General features: G+C 45.9%; 19 protein-coding genes. 9 read left to right on the forward strand and 10 right to left on the reverse strand.

Features of this window, described 5'->3' with window-relative positions; translation table 11 throughout:
- Nucleotides 1-74 precede the first annotated feature (74 nt).
- The gene (locus F6K51_RS03625) at nucleotides 75-824 is read right to left on the reverse strand and encodes a 1-acyl-sn-glycerol-3-phosphate acyltransferase (protein WP_293018126.1); all 750 of its coding nucleotides are present in this window, start codon (nucleotides 822-824) and stop codon (nucleotides 75-77) included.
- Nucleotides 825-1,090: 266 nt separating this feature from the next.
- Between F6K51_RS03625 and F6K51_RS03630 the strand changes: the two genes are divergently transcribed.
- Complete coding sequence (locus F6K51_RS03630; protein ID WP_293018127.1) at nucleotides 1,091-1,315, forward strand: hypothetical protein; 225 nt, start codon at nucleotides 1,091-1,093, stop codon at nucleotides 1,313-1,315.
- Here F6K51_RS03630 and tadA read toward each other — a convergent pair.
- The 6 genes from tadA to F6K51_RS03660 form a co-directional block, all read right to left on the reverse strand.
- A complete protein-coding gene (gene tadA / locus F6K51_RS03635) occupies nucleotides 1,290-1,781 on the reverse strand; it encodes a tRNA adenosine(34) deaminase TadA (protein ID WP_293018128.1) in 492 nt (163 codons plus the stop codon). The two genes, F6K51_RS03630 and tadA, sit on opposite strands and share 26 nt — an antisense overlap.
- 354 nt (nucleotides 1,782-2,135) lie before the next feature.
- On the reverse strand, nucleotides 2,136-2,435 hold the full coding sequence (locus F6K51_RS03640) for a hypothetical protein (protein ID WP_293018129.1): 300 nt from the start codon (nucleotides 2,433-2,435) through the stop codon (nucleotides 2,136-2,138).
- A gap of 287 nt (nucleotides 2,436-2,722) precedes the next feature.
- Nucleotides 2,723-2,992 carry a glutaredoxin 3 gene (grxC, locus tag F6K51_RS03645; protein WP_293018256.1) on the reverse strand — a complete coding sequence of 90 codons (270 nt, stop codon included), beginning with the start codon at nucleotides 2,990-2,992 and terminating at the stop codon, nucleotides 2,723-2,725.
- A 70-nt stretch (nucleotides 2,993-3,062) separates the two neighbouring features.
- Nucleotides 3,063-4,334, reverse strand: a complete 1,272-nt coding sequence (gene iscB, locus F6K51_RS03650) for an RNA-guided endonuclease IscB (protein ID WP_293018130.1) — start codon at nucleotides 4,332-4,334, stop codon at nucleotides 3,063-3,065.
- Nucleotides 4,335-4,584: 250 nt separating this feature from the next.
- The gene (locus F6K51_RS03655) at nucleotides 4,585-4,806 is read right to left on the reverse strand and encodes a hypothetical protein (protein ID WP_293018131.1); all 222 of its coding nucleotides are present in this window, start codon (nucleotides 4,804-4,806) and stop codon (nucleotides 4,585-4,587) included.
- Nucleotides 4,807-5,273: 467 nt separating this feature from the next.
- Nucleotides 5,274-8,969 (reverse strand): NB-ARC domain-containing protein, encoded by a 3,696-nt coding sequence (locus tag F6K51_RS03660; RefSeq protein ID WP_293018132.1) that lies wholly within the window; start codon nucleotides 8,967-8,969, stop codon nucleotides 5,274-5,276.
- A gap of 184 nt (nucleotides 8,970-9,153) precedes the next feature.
- On the opposite strand from F6K51_RS03660, the gene F6K51_RS03665 reads away from it, so the two are divergent.
- The 7 genes from F6K51_RS03665 (at nucleotide 9,154) to F6K51_RS03695 (ending at nucleotide 20,486) form a co-directional block, all read left to right on the forward strand.
- Nucleotides 9,154-9,366: a hypothetical protein gene (locus F6K51_RS03665; RefSeq protein WP_293018133.1), complete on the forward strand. Its 213-nt coding sequence runs from the start codon at nucleotides 9,154-9,156 to the stop codon at nucleotides 9,364-9,366.
- A 128-nt stretch (nucleotides 9,367-9,494) separates the two neighbouring features.
- Entirely contained in the window at nucleotides 9,495-9,647 is a 153-nt protein-coding gene (locus tag F6K51_RS03670; RefSeq protein WP_293018134.1) for a hypothetical protein, read from the forward strand.
- A gap of 68 nt (nucleotides 9,648-9,715) precedes the next feature.
- A complete protein-coding gene (glpX, locus tag F6K51_RS03675) occupies nucleotides 9,716-10,753 on the forward strand; it encodes a class II fructose-bisphosphatase (protein ID WP_293018135.1) in 1,038 nt (345 codons plus the stop codon).
- 450 nt (nucleotides 10,754-11,203) lie between these two features.
- Nucleotides 11,204-12,505, forward strand: coding sequence for a glutamyl-tRNA reductase (locus F6K51_RS03680; RefSeq protein WP_293018136.1), 1,302 nt, complete (start codon nucleotides 11,204-11,206; stop codon nucleotides 12,503-12,505).
- Between the two features lie 142 nt (nucleotides 12,506-12,647).
- Nucleotides 12,648-16,406, forward strand: coding sequence for a UPF0182 family protein (locus F6K51_RS03685; RefSeq protein WP_293018137.1), 3,759 nt, complete (start codon nucleotides 12,648-12,650; stop codon nucleotides 16,404-16,406).
- A gap of 206 nt (nucleotides 16,407-16,612) precedes the next feature.
- A complete protein-coding gene (ilvD, locus tag F6K51_RS03690) occupies nucleotides 16,613-18,298 on the forward strand; it encodes a dihydroxy-acid dehydratase (RefSeq protein WP_293018138.1) in 1,686 nt (561 codons plus the stop codon).
- 505 nt (nucleotides 18,299-18,803) lie between these two features.
- Nucleotides 18,804-20,486 (forward strand): glycosyltransferase family 39 protein, encoded by a 1,683-nt coding sequence (locus F6K51_RS03695; protein WP_293018139.1) that lies wholly within the window; start codon nucleotides 18,804-18,806, stop codon nucleotides 20,484-20,486.
- Nucleotides 20,487-20,514: 28 nt separating this feature from the next.
- Here F6K51_RS03695 and F6K51_RS03700 read toward each other — a convergent pair whose 3' ends face one another.
- The 3 genes from F6K51_RS03700 to F6K51_RS03710 form a co-directional block, all read right to left on the reverse strand.
- On the reverse strand, nucleotides 20,515-20,805 hold the full coding sequence (locus F6K51_RS03700; RefSeq protein ID WP_293018140.1) for a hypothetical protein: 291 nt from the start codon (nucleotides 20,803-20,805) through the stop codon (nucleotides 20,515-20,517).
- A gap of 273 nt (nucleotides 20,806-21,078) precedes the next feature.
- Nucleotides 21,079-21,573 carry an anthrone oxygenase family protein gene (locus F6K51_RS03705; RefSeq protein WP_293018141.1) on the reverse strand — a complete coding sequence of 165 codons (495 nt, stop codon included), beginning with the start codon at nucleotides 21,571-21,573 and terminating at the stop codon, nucleotides 21,079-21,081.
- 229 nt (nucleotides 21,574-21,802) lie between these two features.
- A complete protein-coding gene (locus F6K51_RS03710) occupies nucleotides 21,803-22,432 on the reverse strand; it encodes an SDR family oxidoreductase (RefSeq protein ID WP_293018143.1) in 630 nt (209 codons plus the stop codon).
- Nucleotides 22,433-22,602: 170 nt separating this feature from the next.
- On the opposite strand from F6K51_RS03710, the gene F6K51_RS03715 reads away from it, so the two are divergent.
- Nucleotides 22,603-23,103, forward strand: a complete 501-nt coding sequence (locus F6K51_RS03715) for a hypothetical protein (protein ID WP_293018144.1) — start codon at nucleotides 22,603-22,605, stop codon at nucleotides 23,101-23,103.
- Nucleotides 23,104-23,136 lie beyond the last annotated feature (33 nt).

Raw genomic sequence — 23,136 nt, forward strand, 5'->3', positions numbered from 1 at the left:
CAGACTAAGAAAGACTAATTAATGGCTAATTAATAGCTAACTAATAGCTAAGTGATTTTTACAGCTCCTGTACTCTACAGGAGCTTTTTTTTGGAACAGTCTTGTGGATAACTCTTGTCTAAGTTGGTCATCGCTGTATGCAGGTCATGGGTAAGCTGTGCAGCTCCTTTTTTAACTGACTGAGTACTATAATCTGCTACACTAATCGGAGATCCAACAGTAACTGTGACATCACAACCCCATTTAGGGATAGGCTGGCTATAATTAAGAGAAATCGGTACAATATTGAGACCAATACCAGGGTGAGATGATTCTACCTGCAAGGCAATACGAGCCATACCAGGTTTTAAGGGGTTTACTTCACCATTACGGAAGATATTGCCTTCAGGAAACATTACCAGTGCTTCGCCATTACTCAGAAGTTCCACAGTGTGGCGGATACTGCTAATTCCTCCACGTCCAGTATTTACGGGGAACCCTCCTAGGCGACGGATCAACCAACCCTGTAGGCCATAGATTTCATTGGCTGAGACCATATACCGCAAGTCACGTCCGGTTACGGGTTTACCAACGGCGTAAGGAACCATTAACGCATCCCAACGAGAGCGATGGGTGGGAGCTAAAATAATAGGACCTGTCTTAGGAACGTTCTCTTGCCCTGTTACGGTAAGTTGACCAAAATGAAACGGAATGACAACACGCCGTGCTAAGGGATAGATAATGTTAATTAACCCGTGGCAAATACCAGAATCTACAGACATGGCTTTTATGGGGTTACCGTGATCGTTACCATAATCAGAAGTGCTTTTTAGCGTTGTTGTCATTGGTCAATCCTACTTACTGCAAGTAGAGCTAAACTATGAATGATCAAGGGTTTTTACTAAATCCTTAACCTTCACTTCTACTGTATGTGGTTTCGAACTCAATATTTGACACTCACAGGACACTTCTTGTGGTGTCATGCCCTGATATGTTAGCTATCTATAGGAAGGCTATTAATGGTGTGGCTGAAGTTAACTTGCTAAAGTTAATCAGTTTTAGGGGTAAGGGAGCAGGGAGCAGGGAGTAGGGAGTAGGGAAAGAGAGGGAAGTGTTGGAAGTGTTGGTAGATTGGGAGATCGGTAGATCGGGAGATCGGGAGTCAGATCAGCAACTCCATGAAGACTGCGGAGGTACAAAGAATTTTTGCCCAGGTTCGACTTCCCTGTTCTTTCTTCCCTGTTCCCTACTCCCTACTCCCTACTCCCTAAAACCCCAAGGGTGTCAGCAACTCACCCAAGGTCGAATTGCTATTGTCTTTTGCGTCGCTCGGTAAACCAAGATTGTAACTGTTCCCGACAAACGGATTCCATAATTCCCGCTATTACTGGCAACCGGTGATTAGAACAAGCACTATCAGGAAGATTAGCAACGGTGCGAATGCTGCCAGTTTTAGGATCGTCCACACCATAAACCAGAAGACCGAGTCGTGCTAAGATAATCGCTCCGGCACACATGGGACAAGGTTCCAAGGTAACGTAGAGAGTGCAGGTATTAAGATGCCAGCTTTGCAGCTGTTGACCAGCAGCACGGAGTGCCAGGATTTCGGCATGAGCAGTGGGGTCTTTGTCCCGCTCTCGACGATTCTCTCCTGTAGCAATTAACTTACCTTCACTGTCTACAATCACGGCACCCACTGGTACCTCACCCGCTTCACCAGCTTTCTGGGCAATCTCTATGGCAACACTCATCCATTTGCGATGGATGAGATAGGAGTTATCAATCGGGTTAGGTACTTCCATTCTAGGGAGTAGGGAGTAGGGAGTAGGGAGATGGGGAGATGGGGAGATGGGGAGATGGGGAGATGGGGAGATGGGGAGATGGGGAGATCAGGATTAAGGGTTAATTGTTTATTACTATTTTAAAATTTCAATTATTAATTGAAATCCATAAATATTGGATTTATTGTAACCATTTTATGGTGTATTTTTTGATTAGTAAACTAGATATATCACGAAAACTAATACTACTTAATCATAACACCAAAAACTACTCGAATATCTTTCCTACTATTCCCTGTTGCCTATTCCCTGTTCCCTGTTCCCTGTTCCCTACTCCCGATTCCCGATTCCCGATTCCCGATTCCCCAAAACTAATTATTCCCCGTTCATGTTATAGATCGGTTCATTGTAGCCATCGCCACCAAAAGACCGGATTATAACCACATCAACAGTGCGATCGCATTTGCTGCAATCCCTAACTTCGTTAATCATCCACTGGATCGCTTGATCCACATCAGGACCACCACCACCCAAGTCAAAGGCAGGGCCATCTAAAGACAGATCAACATTAGGAGATTCACTAATTTGATAGCGCTTGACCGTAGCAGCAGCAGGAAATGCTACCACTCCCAACATGATCACGAATACTAAGGCACTAATTATTAAACGTTTCACTATTGTTATTGACCCTGAAAGCTTAACCAATCAACCTTAACTCTTCTATTCCGATCTTGCACTAAGTTGAATATTTCACTGTCAAGGTAGGGAATAGGGAACATCGGAGATCCCCCATTATCCCCCTTAAAAAAGGGGGACGAGCGAGTATGGCTCCCCCCTTTTTTAAGGGGGGCTGGGGGGGATCATAATCTTGCGGAAAACTTTGAAAACACTCCCTAGGGGGGCAAAATCATACCCATAATCAGCAACGCTCTCTACTCCCGATTTCCGATTCCCGATTCCCATTAGCTTGCTGCCTGAGTTAACAAAGCCTCCAATTGTGCCTTAGCGTCTAAATCATACAACTCATCGCAACCGCCAATGTGTTGGTTATTTATAAAAATTTGGGGTACCGTTCGACCGCCGTTGGCTCGTTCCGCCATCTGGTTTCTGGCATTGTCGTCCCCATCGATTTTATACTCGGTGTAGTCAACCCCTTTCCACCATAGCAATAGCTTCGCTCGGATACAGAAGGGGCAGGCTTGCCACGTGTAAATTTCCACGTTGGCTTTCATCTGTCCGCCTCCCGGTCGTCTCCCGCTATAATCTTTGACGCACGCGGTGAGAGGAAAGGGAGGACAGGGTTTAGTTTGTATAGGCATAACCATCCTTCCTGTGAATAAATTGGCAATATTTGTGACTGATGCCCTGCACCAATCCTGATTTAGTTGATATGTTGAAAGACCCTGATTTTCTGGTAGCAACCCGTCCTACATAGGTACCGATATTTTTGCCTTTGGTTACTACAGCACGAACTATATCGCCCGTTTGAAAGCCTTTGTGAAATTTAATTCTGGAGCAATGACGAATAGGGAATCCATACTTATTGGTTCTACAGAGCTGACGAGTACCGTGCCCCTTTGCGGTCATTATCAAAGGATGGGTTACTTCAATAATCAATGTTTCAACTTTTCCAACATTCGCCGCATCCAACCAATGAGTTTTAGGAAGACTTTGGCGGCACCTATTGAATTTAGTCAATCCGCCGCTGCCCACTTCAATAGGCAACCCGATTGATTTTAATTCGTGGTACAATTTCCAGCGGGTTGTATTAACAGAAGCCGCATCAGCGAGGGGGCGTTTAGCTTGATTCAGTATACGTTTCAATATGCTAGGCTTCTTGGATAAGAAAAGCTCAATATCTTGGTTAGATTTAGCTTGGTTACATGGGCGACAAGCGATCGCTAAATTAGAAACTCGATCGGAGCCACCTTTAGATTTAGGCTTGATATGCTCGATTTCTAACTGAGTACCTGTTGCCCCACAATAAGCACACTTGCGATTCCATTTTTCAAGTAAATATTCCCGAAGTTCATAGCCGTAAAGTGTACCCTGTTGGTACTCGATACCAGATATTTCAGGATTTTGCAGCTTTTGAGTGTCGAACCTAACCAATTCTTGGGAGATACCTGTAACAGGACATAATCGAGTTAGCTTTTTAACCCAAGTTAAAATATTTTGAACTCTAGACATCAGGCTAGGAGCTAACCAACCTTTTGGTCTAGTTCTATTAAGGAACCTGGGCTTGCGGTATCGATTCTTACGATTGCGTCGGGAGCATCTTAACTGCCTGCGAGAGGTTAAAGCTTCTCGTATTTGAAAACCCCTATGGGTAAGTTCGGCTCCCCAGATTACCCGCTTTCCTTGGACAATGGCTAGACCGCTTGTTTTTGCACCAGGGTCTATTTTTAACTGATGTTCGTGAGTGATTGGTTCCTTTATTTCTTCCGTCAAAAATATAGTAAATGGGTAACGACGATAGACTTTGGCTTTGCCTGTTGAGAGTAAAATTCTCGCTCTCGCCGGTTTACATGGGTCTAAAGGTTGTCGATTTTTGTTAAGTACAAAGACACGCATAACTGTGTTTCCTCCTATCGCTAGGGTAAAGTTAGCTTCGTCAAAGTTATTTCTCGGTACTTTCCCAATCGCACTGGCTTAACTCAACTACACCTGTTTAACGGCTGGGTTCTAGAGCTGGGGACTAGCTACGCATCCCCAGGTAGGAACTTGAACACTCAGAAATAACGTAGTTTTTAGAAAACTTAGACTGGTCAACTATGAGCTTTTAACAAGCTCCCGCTATAGTCTGAAAAGACTTAGCGGTGAGTTATTGACCTGTTCTGGCTTGCGTCCTAGGATGGGATTGAGAAAATCCAGCATTGTTGGTTAATCCTATGGTGTTGAATCTATAGCAACCTCTAAGACTTGTGAGATACAAATATCTAAGTTTTAGGGAGCAGGGACTTCGGAGCAGGGAAGAGGCAAGAGCCAATAGTCTGAAGTCTGAAGTGGGTAGTGCTGTATTAAAATCTAACACACGAGTACCCATTTACTGGAAACTAGTACTAGTTTGTCGCTAACGAGTACTAGTTTATCACTTACCAGTACTCGTTTCTCGTTAACTAGTACTGGTGTATAACAAACCAGTACTGGTGTATAACAAATGGGTACTAGTTTGTTATATATTAGTACTCGTTAGCGACAAACCAGTACTGGTGTATAACAAACAAGTACTAGTTTGTCGCTAACGAGTACTAGTTTATCACTTAACAGTACTCGTTTCTCAGTAACTAGTACTTGTTGCTAATACACTAGTACTTGCGTATTAAAAACCGGTACCAATTTGTTATTGACGAGTACGATTTTCTCACATGCCAGTACTGGTTTGCCGCTTGATCGGTGCGATCGCACTATAGCCCTACGCCCAAGTCAGAAGTTGGAAGTCATAAGTTAGAAGTCGGACTAAGCCCTTAATACAAATCTCCCCATCTCCCCACACTCCCCACACTTCCCACTCTAGGGCCACCACCGACTTACATCCTTAATCGCTTCAACAATTGCAGCCAGAGCTTCTTTGCCTCCCAAAGAGATAATAGTTGGACTGAGATTAACCAAGTTTCCTAAGAACCGCCAGCGATCGTGACAAGCCAAGGTATGAAGAAACTCTTGCCAAAGGGAAACGTCCTCTTGGAGGGAAAAGTTAGGATTTTTGATTAGTCCACTGAATGCATAGGCTCGGTGATACTCAGACTGAATTGCCCGTGCTGTTTCTAGCACTTCTGGGAGCAAGCTTTGCGGGCAATGTGGTGCTAGTATACTTAGAGCATAGGCTCGGATAAACTCATCGGTAAGTTCCCGTGCCCATTCTAGGGCTTCTGGTAGGATTTGAGGCAACTGTGGTGCTAGTTCACTCAGCGCTATGGCTCGGATAAACTCATCGGTAATGGCCTGTGCTGCTTCTAGGGCTTCTGGTAAGATTTCCGGCAACTGTGGTGCTAGTTCACTCAGCGCTATGGCTCGGCTCGACTCATCGGTAATGGCTCGTGCCTCTTCTAGGGCTTCTGATAAGATTTGAGGCAACTGTGGTGCTAGCCTAATCAGGGCATGGGCTCGGCTCGACTCATCGGTAATGGCTCGTGCCTCTTCTAGGGCTTCTGGTAAGATTTCCGGTAATTTTGGCGCTAGTTCACTCAGGGCATAGGCTCGGCTCGACTCATTGATAATGGCTCGTGCTGCGTCTAGGGCTTCTGGTAGAATTTCTGGCAACTGTGCTCCTATTTCATTCAAGGCATTGGCTCGATCTCTGTTATCGGTAATAGCCCGTGCCACTTCTAGGGCTTGTGAGAGTAGTCTTTCCCCCAACTGTGGTGCTAGTTTACTCAGTAATATAGCTCGGTTTTCGTTATCGGTAATGGCCTGTGCCGCTTCTAGGGCTTGTGGGAGCAACATTTCCGGCAACTGTGGTGCTAGTTCACTCAGGCCATGGCCTCGGCTGAACTGACTGGTAATGGCTCGTGTCGCTTTTAGAGCTTCTGGTAAGATTTCCGGAAAATGTGGTGCTAGTTCACTCAGAGCTATGGCTCGGCTCGACTCATCGGTAGCTTGTGCTGCCTCTATCACTTCTGGTAGGATTTCTGGCAAATGCCGTGCTAATCTACTCAAGGCTCTGGCTCGGTCTGACTGATTGGTTGCCCGTGCCGCTTCCAGAGCTTCTGGTAAAATTTCCGGCAACTGTGGTGCTAGTTCACTCAGAGCTATGGCTCGGTCTGATTTATCGTTAATGATCCGTGCGGCGTCTAGGGCTTCTGGTAAGATTTGAGGCAACTGTGGTGCTAGTCGAATCAGGGCATGGGCTCGGTCTCTATCATTGGTAATGGCTCGTGCGGCTTCTAGGGCTTCTGGTAAAATTTCGGGCAACTGTGGTGCTAGTCGAATCAGGGCATAGGCTCGGTCTCTATCATTGGTAATGGCTCGTGCGGCTTCTAGGGCTTCTGGTAAAATTTCCGGCAATTGTGGTGCTAGTCGAATCAGGGCATAGGCTCGGTCTCTATCATTGGTAATGGCTCGTGCTACTTCTAGGGCTTCTGGTAAAATTTCCGGCAAATATGGTGCTAGTCCACTTAGAGCTCTGGCTTTACTTGACTTATCGGTAATTGCCCGTGCAATTTTGAGGGCTTCTGAGAGTAATGTTTCCGGTAACTTTGGGGCTAGCTCTTCTAGTGCTTCTGCTCGATTACTAGGATCTTGTATGTGTTGAACATAAGCTAAAGCTTGAACTGGAGTCCAGATCTTTTTCTCTACCAGGGCTGCCATTAACTCTCCTGGAATATGCCCAAGCAAACTATTGATAGAAGACACGATCAAGGCATAACGGCACTGCAAACTAATGGAACAATTTGGTGAATAGGAAAAAGCGTCTTCTGCTAACTGCCAAGCCTTGGCCACATCCTTGACAAAGCCCCCTAGTTGATCGAGACGTTCACAGGTTTCATACCAACCATTGCGTCCAGCCTCTGTTTCCTCCTGCAGCAGTTGGTGTAGTTCCTCTACCCAACCGGCTTTTTCTAAATGCCAGGTCAGATAACTGTGACTATAGCCATCATCCGGTAGAGTGTGCCATAAGCCGTTTTCGGTTTTTTGGCGATAGCGCTCTAGGAGTTGACCATGGGCTTGGGGCCAGGTTAATCCCAAACCCGGTAAGCTTCCCTCTCCCCCTGTAGCTGCTTCAGCAGTTAGTAACCGACGGGCCATGTCATGAACTAAGTCATGGAGCTGATAGGTGGGACTGCCATTAGTGGATTTACCAGAGAGCAGTAGAGCCTTAGATTTAAAATACTGTAAGGTTCTTCTTGCTTCTCGTGGACTTACATCCCACAAGGTTGTCCCTAAAGCCGGAGTAATCGAGACATCTTCTGGCAACACACCCAACCAGGCAAATTGCTGAAATTTTTCCGATGGTAGTCGTCGTAAACTGAGATTAAAGGATGCCACTAGGCTATAGTGCTTGCGTCGCTTTTCCTCAACCTCTTGGGCACCTGGTAAATCTAAGGTTTCCAACCGGGCAATTTCCGTTTGTAGGTCAGTCAGTAACTCCTGCCAGGAAATACCATCTGCTATTTGTGCTGCCGCTAACTCCAGGGCTAGGGGTAAGTAGCCCACAGTTGTGGCTAGGGCTTGGGCTTGTTTGCGGTCTGACCCCGTAAGTTTAGAACCCCCATAGTCTTCCAGTAACGCTAAGGCTTGTGAGGGACTCATCACATCTAAATCATAGCGAGTCACTCCCACAATTTGAGCTTCACGAGTGGTCACTAACACCCGGCACTTAGCACCACCAATCCGAAACGGTTCCACATGGTCTGGGTTCCAAGCGTCATCTACTACTAGCAACGTAGCCTTTTCAAACAGCAAGGTTTGTAAATGTCTAGAAGCAGCATTAGTATTAGTGGGTTTATAGTCATGGTCGCCCAGTGCTTGGATCCAACTACTGAGGAAAGACAGCAAATCTGGCTGCTGACCCAAGGTTGCCCAGAGAATACCATCGCCAAAATGAGTCTGTACCTCTGGATCATGGGCAATAGCAGCAGCCAAGGTAGATTTACCAATACCTCCCAAACCATAAATGGCGCTAACCACCAGAGTTCCGGTCTTAGCTGTCTGCTCTGACAGTAAGGATTGCTTCAGGGATTGGCTTACCTCTGGGCGCTGGATAAAGTAAGGTGGTAGGGGTGGGGCTTGGAAAGGAACCCCTGGCTTACGGCGAAGGGATTGGCACCTTTTGGGAGTAGTAGCAGTTGCTTGTTGTTGCTGTTTGGATTTATCTGGTCGTTTATTGTCCCACTCTTGATTAAATAGTTCTAGATTTGTGGCTAGGTCTTGGCAGTAGAGTGTCAGGGTGAAATGCCTTTCTTCCGTTCCTTTTTTCTTGACACGGTTGTCTTCTAAAATTCCTAAGAAGTCTTCCATCCGCTGCAACGCTTCTACCACTTGATGCTTGCTGAGACTACCTGGATAGTTATCGTTCTTGGTGAGTTGGATTAAATATCTGGTCTGAGTTTCAATTACTAGTTTTGGATTAGTTGAGGTTTTCTCTATCCAACGGAATTTAATATCGGGATTCCCCTGATTAGCGATGTCTTGGGCAAAAGAAACTAATGCTTTAAATAGACGTAGTGCTCTTTTTTGAACAGTAGGACCTAAAGTACGTCTGGGCATGCTATTGGGGGATGGGCAAGAAAGAAAGTTGAGGGTTAGGGTAGGTTTTCCCACAATTGCAGAAGCTACCCTCAACTAGTCTAGCCTTGATACACGGTGGTTGTAGCTACCCTAAACCTAACTGTTGCTTTTAGACACTACCCCCAGGTCACCATGGATTCAGTTAGGTAATCGAAGCAATACCATGAATGACCTCAAAGAGCAAGTCGTTGATAATCAAGGAGTTGACACCATAGCATTAGTCGAAGAACCACAGCCCCTAATGGAAAATCCTGCACTCTGGCTCAAGGATGGGGACAGTCCAGCGGAAATGATTTTAGCGATCGCAGTGTTATTGGGAGCACTGACCAGATTGATCCAGGTGGTGGGTCCTTGGTTTAAGAAGCAGGATGGGTGATCCCCCCTAACCCCAAAATTTTGGGTAGTAATGATATCAAAGTCCCCCAGAATTGGGGGATTTAGGGGGCAAACAAGAAATAGGCAGTGTGGGTGATCCCCCCTAACCCCCCTTAATAAGGGGGGAATTTGAAACTAAGGAGGGAAAAGGGTTTCAGTCACTGTTCCCGATTCCCGATTCCCGATTCCCGATTCCCGATCCCGATTCCCGATTCCCGATTCCCGATTCCCAATTCCCGATTCCCGATTCCCTGTTCCCTTCTACGAGATACCAAGCTCTGATAGACTTAAAGACTGTAAACAAATAATTAAGAAAATAAGCTCATCAAGCTTTTGGGAGAACGGGCGCTTTGGAAAATACACTAGGCTTAGAAATTATAGAAGTCGTAGAGAAAGCTGCGATCGCATCCGCCAAATGGATGGGTAAAGGGGAGAAAAACACTGCTGACCAAGTGGCTGTAGAAGCCATGCGGGAGCGGATGAACAAGATCTATATGCGGGGTCGCATTGTAATTGGAGAAGGGGAGCGGGATGATGCTCCCATGCTCTACATTGGTGAAGAAGTTGGGATTTGCACCCAAGAGAATGCTGCCGACTTCTGTAACCCAAGTGAGCTGATCGAAATTGATATTGCGGTTGACCCCTGCGAAGGCACCAACCTAGTTGCCTATGGCCAAAACGGTTCAATGGCAGTGCTAGCTATTTCCGAGAAAGGTGGTCTATTTGCTGCTCCTGACTTTTACATGAAGAAGCTGGCAGCACCACCCCAAGCATTGAATCATGTGGATATCAACAAGTCCGCAACGGAAAATCTGCAAATCCTCTCCGATTGTCTAGAGCGCTCCATTGAAGAACTAGTGGTGGTTGTGATGGACCGTTCCCGTCACAAGGACTTGATCCAGGAAATCCGGGGAGCTGGTGCTCGGGTGCGACTGATTAGTGACGGTGACGTTTCCGCCGCCATCTCCTGTGCCTTTTCTGGTACCAATATCCATGCCTTGATGGGAATCGGTGCTGCACCGGAAGGGGTAATCTCAGCAGCAGCAATGCGTGCCTTAGGGGGACACTTCCAAGGTCAGCTAATCTACGATCCCGCCATCGTGAAAACTGGTTTGATTGGGGAGAGCAAGGAAAGCAACATTGCCCGGCTCAACGAAATGGGTATTACCGATCCCGATAAGGTTTACAATGCTCAGGAACTAGCCTCTGGTGAGACCGTACTGTTTGCTGCTTGTGGTATCACCCCAGGAACCCTGATGGAAGGGGTTCGGTTCTTCCAAGGTGGAGCACGGACTCAAAGCCTAGTTATTTCCAGTCAGTCCAAAACCGCTCGATTTGTGGACACCGTCCATATGTTTGAACAGCCCAAGTATATCCAATTGAGCTAACTCTTAGGAAGAGGGTTGTAACCTTGTAGGTAAGCTATCAGCGTGTCGCGTATCAGCTATCAGCCGAATCCTTACCCCTGTAGCGCCTAGGGCGTGTCTTCTTGCCTCGGAGATCCCCCATTATCCCCCTTAAAAAAGGGGGACTTTGAGTATGGCTCCCCCCTTTTTTAAGGGGGGCTGGGGGGGATCATAATCTTGCGGAAAACTTTGAAAACACGCCCTAACCGCAACAGTAGTTCAAGCTTGAAGGAAGGTTTAAAACCTAGTTTAACCCTTCCTTCAACTTCGTTTTAGTAAGGATTTGTAGGAAACATTATGTAGGAAACATTTGTACCAACAAACCGATAAAAAATTACCAATATAACGTAATAAAGTACACAATATTTTTTCCCTGTTCCCTATTCCCTATTCCCTATTCCCTACTCCTATCAAAACATTCCCATCAAAACCATGAACATTGCCGTAGTAGGTCTGAGCCACAAGACAGCACCGGTTGAAGTCAGAGAAAAACTGAGCATTCCAGAAGCCCAGTTAGAAACTGTGATGCCCCACTTATGTAGCTATCCTCATATAGAAGAGGTAGCGATACTGAGTACTTGTAATCGGTTGGAAGTTTATATAGTAACCACAGAAACTGATGCAGGAATTCGAGAATTGTGCCAGTTTCTGACAGAAAAAGCTGGCATTCCTCTAGCCAAGTTGCGCCCCCACCTATTTATTCTGTTGTATCAAGATGCAGTCATGCACTTAATGCGGGTTGCTGGAGGTCTAGATAGCCTAGTCTTAGGAGAAGGGCAAATTCTAGCTCAGGTCAAAACCACCCACAAACTTGGTCAGCAACACAAGGGAATCGGACGTCTACTGAATCGATTGTTTAAACAAGCAATTACAGCCGGTAAGCGAGTTCGCACGGAAACCAGTATTGGAACAGGGGCGGTCTCCATTAGCTCAGCAGCGGTAGAGTTAGCTCAGCAGAAGGTAGAGACCCTTTATGGCACCTCTTTGACCCCCTATAAAATAGCAATTATCGGTGCTGGCAAGATGTCGCGCTTGCTGGTGAAACATCTGCTGGCCAAAGGTGCCGTAGATATCTCAATTCTGAATCGTTCCACCAAACGGGCTGAAGAGTTAGCAAAAGCGTTTCCCAAAGCGGATCTAAAACTGGATTCGTTGTCAGATATGATGACAGTGGTTGCTCAGTCAGATATCGTATTTACTAGCACCGGTGCCACCGAACCACTGCTGACTCGGTCGAATTTAGAAGGAGTGTTGCAGACAAGCCATTCCTTAATGCTAATTGATATTTCTGTGCCTCGTAATGTGGCAGCGGATGTTGATGAGCTAGAGACTGTCCACTCCTTCAACGTGGATGACTTAAAAGCAGTAGTAGCACAGAATCAGGAAAGCCGTCGTAAGATGGCCATGGAAGCAGAAGAACTCTTATACGAAGAAGTGGAAGCCTTTGACATCTGGTGGCGTTCCCTAGAAACCGTTTCTACCATTAGTAGCTTGCGCAGCAAGGTCGAAACAATCCGTGAGCAAGAGCTAGAGAAAGCTCTATCCCGTCTTGGGTCAGAATTTGCCGAAAAACATCAAGAAGTAATCGAAGCCCTAACCAGAGGGATTGTTAACAAAATCCTTCATGACCCGATGGTGCAATTACGAGCACAGCAAGATATTGAAACCCGACGCCTGGCGATGGAATCGTTACAAATGCTGTTTAATTTGGATACTGGCAAGCAAGCAATTTAGCAGCTTGTAGCTTGTAGGGTGGGCAAAAACAGTTTGGTTCAAATCAGTATTATAGATAACAGCACTTTGCCCACCAGGTCCGTAAAGTCTTGGGTTTTTGAGGAACCACGCTATCCTGGTAATGACTCAAAACTAAAGACCAATGACCAAACTCTTGCGCTGGGTTACTGGGCTACTGGGTTTATGGATAGCTTGGAATTTGCTATCTCACCTGGTAGCAGAAATTTTATGGTTCACCGAAGTGGATTATCTATCCGCTTTCTTGCTGCATTTGCAGACCCAGCTGAGTTTGTGGGGAATTGTCTTTAGCCTATCATTGGGGTTTTTGCTGACCAATTTACGGTTAGCCAACCATTTCAAGCATCCAGAAAACTTAGCTGATCTCGAGATTACCTGGCTAAAAGGGTTTAAAACTCTTGACTCTTCATCTTTAACCCTTAACCAAACACAGTTAAACTCACCCTCCCCAATAGTGAGATCGGGAGTCAGACCAAGAGGAAAATTTTCTAGAAAACGCCCAGCCTTCAGATTGCGATCGCTTTTGCCATTTGCCCTAGCACTCAGTGTATTAGTTGGGGTGGTGCTGTTGTACTACGGAAAAATGGCCTTTTCTGTTTGGCATTTCAATCGGGAAACCTTGTCAGCCACCTTTCTGAGTGAAGCGACCCCCCCCCTACCGTCACCCTTGGGTTGGGTATCTCTCGGAAAGCTATTTTTATCGGAATCCAGAAGCCATCTAGTTTGGCAGCTGGGGATGATATCGGCAGTGATGGTAGGGCTAATGGTGAATACTCAGTTGTGGTTAAGAGTGATCGCCCTAGCACTAAGTTTTTCCTGGGCGATGGTGATCTCAGAACAATGGGGCAGAATTTTAGAGTATTTCTATCCCACTCACTTTAACACTACCGAGCCACTATTTAGACAGGATATCGGCTTCTACGTATTTGGTGTACCGGTATGGCAACTATTGGATTTTTGGCTAGGGGGATTATTTCTCTTTGGTCTAGTTGCGGTATGGCTAATTTACTTAACCTCAGGCAATAGCCTCTCAGATGGTAAATTTCCAGGATTTTCCCAAAACCAACTACGGCACCTATATGGCCTTGGGTCTGCTGTGTCGGCAATCACAGCCTTCCACTATTGGTTTTCCCGGTACAATTTACTGTATTCAACCCGTGGTGTGGCTTACGGTGCAAGCTATACCAATGTCTCAGTCAAGTTGCCCTTTAATACAGGATTGAGCATTCTGGCCTTTGCGATCGCACTGTTGTTACTCTTGAGGTCAATTGTCTGGATACGCCGTCTGCCCACCAAAATACCAATAGCATTGTGGATACTCGGCTTATACCTAGGGATATGGGGAATTGCTGGGGTAATCTTACCCGCAGCAGTGCAACGGTTTAAAGTCGAACCCAACGAGTTAGCCTTAGAACGACCCTATATTGCTCGGACTATTGCCCTGACCAGAGCAGCCTTTGACCTCGATAGTGTTGAAGTTGAAACCTTTAACCCCCAAGGTAATCTGACCAGCACCGATCTAGAAAAAAATCACCTAACCATCGACAACATTCCCCTGTGGGATACCCGCCCCTTATTACAAAGTAATCGTCAGCTCCAACAACTGAGACTTTACTACAAATTTCCCGACGCCAATTTTGATCGCTACACCATTAAAGTTAATCCAAACCAGTTAAAGGCTGGGTTGAAGGCTGGGTTGAAGGCTGGGTTTAATGTTGAAAAGTTGAAGGTTGGCAAGTTGAAGGTTGATGAGAAGTTGAATGTTAGCAAGTTGAATGTTGATAGGTTGAATGTTGGCAGGTTGAATGTTGCCAGGTTGAATCTTGACTGGTTGAATCTTGACTGGTTGAATGTTGGCAAGTTGAAGGTTGATGAGAAGTTGAATGTTAGCAAGTTGAATGTTGATAGGTTGAATGTTGGCAGGTTGAATGTTGCCAGGTTGAATCTTGACTGGTTGAATCTTGACTGGTTGAATCTTGACTGGTTGAATGTTGGCAAGTTGAAGGTTGAAAGTTCAAAAAACCCCCTTCAACCAAATAACCTTGGCCAAAAGGCCACGCTACGCGAACAACCAAATAACCTTGGCCAAAAGGCCACGCTACGCGAACAACCAAATAACCTTGGCCAAAAGGCCACGCTACGCGAACAAGCCAATAACCTTGGCCAAAAGGCCACGCTACGCGAACAAGCCAATAACCTTGGCCAAAAGGCCACGCTACGCGAACAAGCCAATAACCTTGGCCAAAAGGCCACGCTACGCGAACAAGCAAGTAACCTTGGCCAAAAGGCCACGCTACGCGAACAAGCAAGTAACTTTCAACCAAATAACCTTCAACCTTCAACCAAACAACCTTCAACCTCTAGAAAACCTTCAACCAAACAACCTTCAACCCTGATAAAACCTTCAAAAACTCACAAACAACAAGTACTCATTGCTCCAAGGGAATTAGACTATGATGCTGTGCCCAAACAAGCACAAACTTGGGTTAACAAACACTTAGTCTATACCCATGGCTATGGCTTTACCCTCTCTGCTGTGAATCAGGTAGGAGAGGGAGGACTGCCATACTACTTTATTAAAGACATCGGTTCTGGTGGAGGTGAAGGGTTCAAAGGAAGCTTATATACATCCTCTCCAGAAATTCGTGATAGTATCCCCATTGGTCAACCCCGGATTTACTACGGAGAACTGACCAATAACTATATCATGACCTCCACCAAAACTCAGGAATTAGACTATCCCAGTGGAGACGACAACGTTTACAACACCTACGATGGCACTGGTGGTATTGCCCTAAACTCCTTTTGGCGGCGGTTAGTGTTTGCCCAGTATCTCAAAGACTGGCAGATGGTACTGACTGGGAATTTCACACCCGAAACACGGTTACTGTTTCGCCGTAATATTCGGCAACGGATTCAAGAGATCGCTCCCTTCTTACGCTATGACGCTGACCCCTACCTGGTAATTGCTGATACTTCTCAAGCTGAGTCAGGGGTCACTAAGAATTATCTCTACTGGATTGTGGATGGCTACACCACAAGCGATCGCTACCCCTATGCCGACCCAGGTGACAACCAGTTTAACTACATCCGTAACTCCGTAAAAGTGGTTATTGATGCCTACAATGGCGATGTTAGTTTCTACATAGCTGACCCAAAAGACCCGATTATTCAAACTTGGAGTAAGATTTTACCAAATTTCTTCAAGTCACTGGATCAGATGCCCACCAACCTGCGGACTCATCTGCGCTACCCCATTGATCTATTTAATATCCAATCCGAGCGCTTGCTAGCATATCACATGACTGACCCCCAGGTCTTTTACAACCAAGAGGATTTGTGGCGGATTCCCCAGGAAATTTATGCTGGTAAATCTCAACCAGTGGAACCCTACTACATTATCATGAAACTCCCCAAGGAGAAATCAGAAGAATTTATCTTGCTCCACCCCTATACACCTACAGGTCGTAATAATTTAATTGGTTGGCTAGCTGGTCGCTCTGATGGGGATCAATATGGCAAGTTACTCCTGTATCAGTTTCCCAAGCAACAACTCATCTATGGACCAGAGCAAATTGAAGCTCTGATTAATCAAGATCCAGTCATCTCTCAACAAATTTCCTTATGGAATCAAAAAGGTTCAAGAGCAGTTCAGGGGAATCTTTTGGTTATTCCCATCGAGCAATCGCTACTCTATGTTGAGCCATTGTATTTAGAAGCTGAGCAAAATAGTCTCCCAACATTAGTGCGAGTTATTGTGGTTTATCAAAACCAGATTATTATGGCTCAAAATCTAAAAGAGGCACTTGATGCCATCTTTAAGCCAGAGCAAAGTAAGACATCAGCAATTGTACGTCCAGTCGAGGAAACTGCACTCCCTTAGCTAATCTAGCTAAATCCGGTTGTCATACCCTTAATAAAAATCTCCCCATCTCCCCAAACTTCCCAAACTTCCCACACTTCCCACACTCCTCAAACTTGCCACACTTCCGATGATGGGTATTCAACCAGAGTTGATATTATGGCTAAATTTCATGGCTAAATCTAAAATCTCTGGTAGAGACTCTAACCTTTGAGGGGAACATATCCATGCCGGAGAATTTGAGAAGCCAAGTGGTTACCCAAGGTGTTCAGCGAGCGCCTAACCGAGCCATGCTGAGGGCTGTTGGTTTCACTGATGACGATTTTACTAAGCCCATTGTTGGTCTTGCTAATGGCTACAGCACTATTACTCCGTGCAATTTGGGGTTAAATGATTTGGCCAAACGAGCAGAGGCGGGATTGACAACTGCTGGTGCTATGGCTCAAATGTTTGGTACAATTACGATTAGTGACGGGATTTCCATGGGAACGGAAGGGATGAAATATTCCCTGGTATCCCGGGAAGTAATTGCTGATTCCATTGAGACCGCTTGTAATGGCCAAAGTATGGATGGAGTTTTGGCCATTGGCGGCTGCGATAAGAATATGCCAGGGGCGATGATTGCCATTGCCAGGATGAATATCCCAGCAATTTTCGTTTATGGTGGCACGATTAAACCTGGACATCTAGATGGTGAAGATTTAACGGTAGTTAGTGCCTTTGAAGCGGTTGGGAAACACAGTGCTGGCAAGATTGATGACGCTAAACTCAAGGCGGTGGAACTCAACGCTTGCCCTGGTGCTGGTTCCTGTGGCGGCATGTTTACCGCTAATACTATGTCCTCTGCTTTTGAGGCAATGGGGATGAGTTTGCCCTATTCTTCTACCATGGCGGCGGAAGATGTTGAAAAAGCCGATAGTGCTGAGAAATCTGCTTTTGTGTTAGTCGAAGCAATTCGCCAGCAAATACTACCTAGGCATATTCTAACACGAAAGGCTTTTGAGAATGCGATCGCAGTAATTATGGCAGTAGGTGGTTCCACCAACTCCGTCTTGCATCTGTTAGGGATCGCCCATGCTGCTGGAGTAGCCTTATCCATTGATGACTTTGAAACCATCCGGGCTAAAGTACCAGTCCTGTGTGACCTCAAACCCAGTGGTCGCTATGTCACTGTCAATTTGCACCGCGCCGGGGGGATTCCCCAAGTGATGAAAATGCTGTTGGTCCATGATTTGCTCCATGGGGATGCTTTGACCATTTCCGGCCAAACTATAGCGGAAGTGTTAGCAGATGTACCTGATCAACCCCCTGCTGACCAAGATGTAATTCGTCCTTGGGATAATCCTGTGTATGCTCAAGGACACTTAGCCATTCTGAAAGGCAATCTGGCCACAGAAGGCTCAGTAGCAAAGATTACTGGGGTAAAAAATCCTCAAATCACCGGTCCAGCACGAGTATTTGAATCCGAGGAAGCCTGCTTAGATGCGATTCTGGCCGGTAAAATCAACTCTGGTGATGTGATTGTGGTGCGCTATGAAGGACCAAAGGGTGGCCCAGGCATGCGGGAAATGCTGGCTCCCACATCAGCCATTATTGGTGCTGGGTTAGGTGATTCGGTCGGATTAATTACCGATGGACGATTTTCTGGAGGTACTTATGGCATGGTAGTCGGTCATGTCGCACCAGAAGCAGCGGTTGGAGGTGCGATCGCATTAGTCCAGGAAGGGGATATGATTACCATTGATGCCCATCAGCGTTCCTTACAACTAAATGTGTCCGATCAAGAATTAGAGCAACGCCGTGCTAGTTGGCAACCACCCAAGCCCCGTTATACCACAGGGGTATTGGCAAAGTATGCCACCTTAGTCTCTTCCAGTAGTGTCGGAGCAGTAACGGATTTAGATTTGGATTAACACTTATAAACAGTTGCTATCTCCCTATCTATCTTTGACGAGCATCAAACCTAAGCATTCAGCTATCAGTTATCAGCTATAGCAGTCGCCAGGGCAGGCGCGGACATGACAAAAGTCTCAAACCTAAGTAAGCGCAAGAGTTTGACTTCTGACTTCTGACTTCTGACTTTTGACTTTTGCTATATCAGCTAATGGGCTACGGGCACGCTACTGTTCGCGCAGCGTGCCCGTAGCGCAATCGGTGCTTTTAGGTGCGACCCGTGGCGAATTAAATTCGCCAAGGTCAAGCGCACCTTTGAATAAAATAAGCTGACCACTGACCGCTGACCGCTGACCGCTGACCGCTGACCGCTGACCGCTGACCGCTGACCGCTGAATGCTTACAATGAAACAGCCCTGCCTTACGCGCGGGGGGTTACGGGGGATTCCTGCTCCCTAAAAGCCAGTAATTTGTAACTCACCCCATTGAAAACTGCTATATATGATGCATAACGCCCTGAAAAGGTTGTCTCAACATCAATTTGTACTTGGTTGGCTGCTAGGGGGGCTACTGTTTCGGTGTATCATTGCTTTCTGGCTTTACCCTGGTATTGATGAAGCCTATTACTATGTCTATAGCCTGCATCTAGACTGGAGTTATTTTGATCACCCAGTTTTAGTTGCCCTGACTACTGGCTTTGGGACTTGGATAACGGGAGAGGTTTCCCAATTCACTATTCGTCTGGGTGCCCTGATTTTGTATACAGGTAGCCTATTGCTACTGTATCTGACTAGCACTCATCTATTTAACACCAAAGCAGCTCGATTGACGTTAGCGATCGCTACCATTATTCCGATTTTTCAAATTGGCTTTGGTGTGCTTAGCTTACCCGATAGTCCCCTGATATTTTTCTGGTCAGCTAGTTTGTTATGTGCTGCTTACGAATTTTTTCCCCTAAGAGGGAAACATTCAAGGAAAAAATTCTCTAGTCAACCCAATAGTTTATATTACAATACTCCACACCCTAACCCCCACACCCTAACCCCTATTTATGATTCATACCGACCTAGCTATCGGTTAGCACTCCTAGGTATTTTAGTAGGTTTAGCTTGTCTAGGTAAATATCATGGCTTTGTTTTGGGATTAGGATTAGTTGGTTTTTGCTTAACGAGTCCACGTCATCGTTGTGCATTGTTGTCACCTTGGGCATGGCTAGGTTTAATGTTATTTATCATAACTATTTTTCCAATTTGGTACTGGAATATACAGCATGATTGGATATCGTTTACTTTCCATTTATCCACCCGTTTTAAACCAGAGCCAGAGGTACCTCAGCAGGGCTACAATTGGCTAAATGTATTAGTGATAGTTTTATCTGGGATAGCTTATCTTTTCCCTACGATGGCATTGCCGATGTGGTGGGTGAGTTTGCGATCGCTACTTGCTCAATTTACCGGGTATAGCAAGACATCAAAATTGGAGTCAAGATTGATCCTATGGGTATCCCTACCCCTAGTTCTAGGCTTTACCCTCTTAGCAGGATATCACCAAATTTTGCCCACTTGGCCGATGCCAGGATTTTGGGGGATAACCTTACTACTAGGGCAACAGGCGCAACAGTGGCAAATGCGTTCGCCCTTAGGCGGGCACAAAGTGCGATCGCGCCGTTGGGTTGACCGATGGCTAAAGGGTTCAGCCATAGCAATAGCTAGCCTATTATTGTTTGTGCTGCTACATATCACTACAGGAACACTGCAAAAATCCGGTCACTATGCTTTACTGGGGGGTTTTGTCTCTCCCAAGGATGACCCCTCTACAGAACTGATTGATATTCAGCAACTGCGACAAGGATTTGCTCAGTCTCCTGTCCTAAGTGAAGCATTACAAAAGTCTAGCTTTGTCTTTAGTAATGGGTATTATATCAGTGGGATCGTAGGGATGGCGATTACTCCCCTGACCTCTACACCAATTACCTGCTTGGGAGAGGATATGCGTGGTTTTATGGTCTGGTTCCAGCCGGAGCAATGGTTGGGTAAAGATGGACTATACGTTACTCTGGAGCGATTTCAAGAGTTGACAGATAGCTATCGAGCTTATTTTCAGGATATGCAGGAAATAGGGACAGTGCCGATTCGACGGGCTGGAGCAGTCACAGAGGTTTTCCATGTGTATTGGGCGACTAAGATGGTCAAGCCTTATCCTAGATAAGAGCTCGAATCAGTCACAGACCTAGGATTCAAGGTTTTCTCAGTCGCTCTGCACGGATACAGCCTCCCTCCCAATCCCACTTCGGGTCAGATTCATTGGGCTTATATTGCGCCCAAGCATTGCCACTCTCATCCTGATACAAGGCTGTAATCTCGGCAGTAGCTCTACTTCCCCAAGGCGCTTTTATTCTAATCTGGTCTTGGCACTGGAAAACTTCACCCTCAGAATTAGTAACGCTCTTGAGTGCGATTTGGGGTTTGCGCTCAATTGAGGGTATTCTTTTGATGACTAATTTTTTTGGCGGTTCTGGTTCTGTCAAGTTTCTTGAGGAATTGTAGTATCGATTACTTTCTTTTATTTTAGACGCTAGATACTAGCAAGTCGCAAGGGTGTAAGTTGGTAAGTAATCAGGGGTAATGACATCTTACCTGGCAACATCCCTACTTCCAAGCACATGCCATTATCTATCCTGGCAGGCTACATGATTGTTTGTATTGAGGACAATAAAAAACCAACCTACACTCCCCTATCGGATGAGTGTAGCTTGGTCCGTCATTCCAAATCGCCCTTTGCGATGGCACTTCGTGCCCGCCTAAGGGCGAACGCAAAGGGAAATTGTAAACAGCATCGCTGCCAAAACTGCTGCTACCGTCCGAACGTGATTCCAAAATGTCCAATCCGTCAGGAATCTTGCCCATAGGGTTGTAGCTTCAGTACTGTCTGGCGTGACGATCGCGAGGGCATCATTCAGGGGGATATTGCAGGCGAAGGTAACGCCAATTGTGCCAATCAGATAAAGCAGAGTACCGGCCAACCAATAGACAGCACCTGGTTGATGCGACTGCAACAGTAACGAAATAGTCAGCAATGTGCCAGCAGCAGCGGTTCCCAGAAATGCCAGCATAAACCAGGGATTGATCACAGTAATATTGATCGATTGCATGGTAGCAATACCCTGTGCTGGTGGTTGCTGAGCCAGAGCCTTCATCACAAAGGTCGAAAAGGCGAAGAAGATGCCAGCGGCCAGACTACTGCCGATTGCTGTTAACAGCATTAGAGAAAAGCGGAAGTTGTGAACAGTTACCATAAAGTCTCCTGGGAATTTTCGTGTTTTGTGAAAGTGTTTAATATCTAAGCGGTCAGCGGTCAGCCGTCAGCGGTCAGTTTTTGGCTGATATTTCATTAAGCATTCAGATGTTTGACATTCCTAAACTCCGAAACTCAGTCATAGCTTACTTTTGACTTCTGACTTCTAACTTCTGACTTGCGCTATAGCTGATAGCTGATAGCTGATAGCTGAATGCTGAATGCTTACTTCAATACGACAAACTTGGTGTCTTGTGAATATACTTTTCATCTGCCAGTTGCTTCAATATGAAATCAGCGACATCAGCACGAGAAATTTTGAGTTTTGATGTCTTATCGTTACTTGGAAATCCGTGTCGATATTTGCCAGTGCGATTCCCATCTACAAAGGCTCCAGGACGAACAATTGTCCAGTCTAGACTGCTTTGCTGAACATAGTTCTCTTGCCTTTGATGATCAGCAAACACGTGTCGTAACAGGAATCCAAACATGATATACTTCCAGAAAAAGTTCAGATTTTCCCAACTATCTCCTGCTCCAAGGGTTGATTGGCAGATAAAGCGTCGGATTCCTGCTTTTTCCATGGCGTGAATGATCTGTTGTGTTCCCTCTGACCGGATTGTCCCTGTCATCTTCTGACCTGCTCCGAGTACACACACCACTGCTTCTTGACCTTGGACCGCCTTCTCCACTGAAGTGACATCCATGACATCCCCCTGAACAACCTTGAGATTTGCGTGGTTGATATCTAGCTTGGCGGGATTCCGTGCAAATGCTGTAACCCTGTGTCCCTGCTCAAGGGCCTGTTCCACAACCTGCCGACCTGTACCACCGGTTGAACCAAAAATAAGTATATTCATCTTGTTGATACTTTCTGCTTAACAATCACCCTTACAGCTTAGAAAGGCGATTGATGCTAAGCTGTCTAGTTCTTGTGGTACTATCACAATCTTGCGATCGCTTTTCACGTTTTTGCTGGAAAGCACCCCAAGCTGACTATAATCGGAACTAGACGCACTGGAGTTGGATAATGAAAAATCCTGCTATCCAACAGCCTCAAACAAATGGCTTATCCCAGAAGTCTCCCCAAACACAAAGCTGGGAGAATATTCGAGTCCAACACTTCCAACATCCTGCTGGAGAGGGAAATTGTCATTACAATGATGAGCATACCCTTTCTATCTCCCTTGCTCCTCGTCCCGTTCGGTTGCTGCAAATTCAGGCAGGCAAAACTTATACAGGGCTGTATAAAAAAGGAGACATGTCCATTACCCCTGCCAAGACACCGTTTTTTGCTCGGTGGGACAGTGATGATAATTACTTGCAGATTCGGCTTAAATCTCAGTTTATTCAAAGCGTAGCTAGCCAAACCCTTGAACAGAATCCCGATCGGCTAGAATTACTGCCTGAATTTCGGACTCGCAATCCACAGATTGAAGCGATCGCAATCATGCTACTGACTGAACTTCAACAGGAATCTAATGGCAGCACACTTTACATAGATTCTCTGGCTAAGTGCGGCTTGTTCTGAGTAGGAGCCTCCCTCACCGGGAGGGGTATGACT

The organism is Moorena sp. SIO3I8 (assembly GCF_010692325.1).
GTDB lineage: Bacteria > Cyanobacteriota > Cyanobacteriia > Cyanobacteriales > Coleofasciculaceae > Moorena.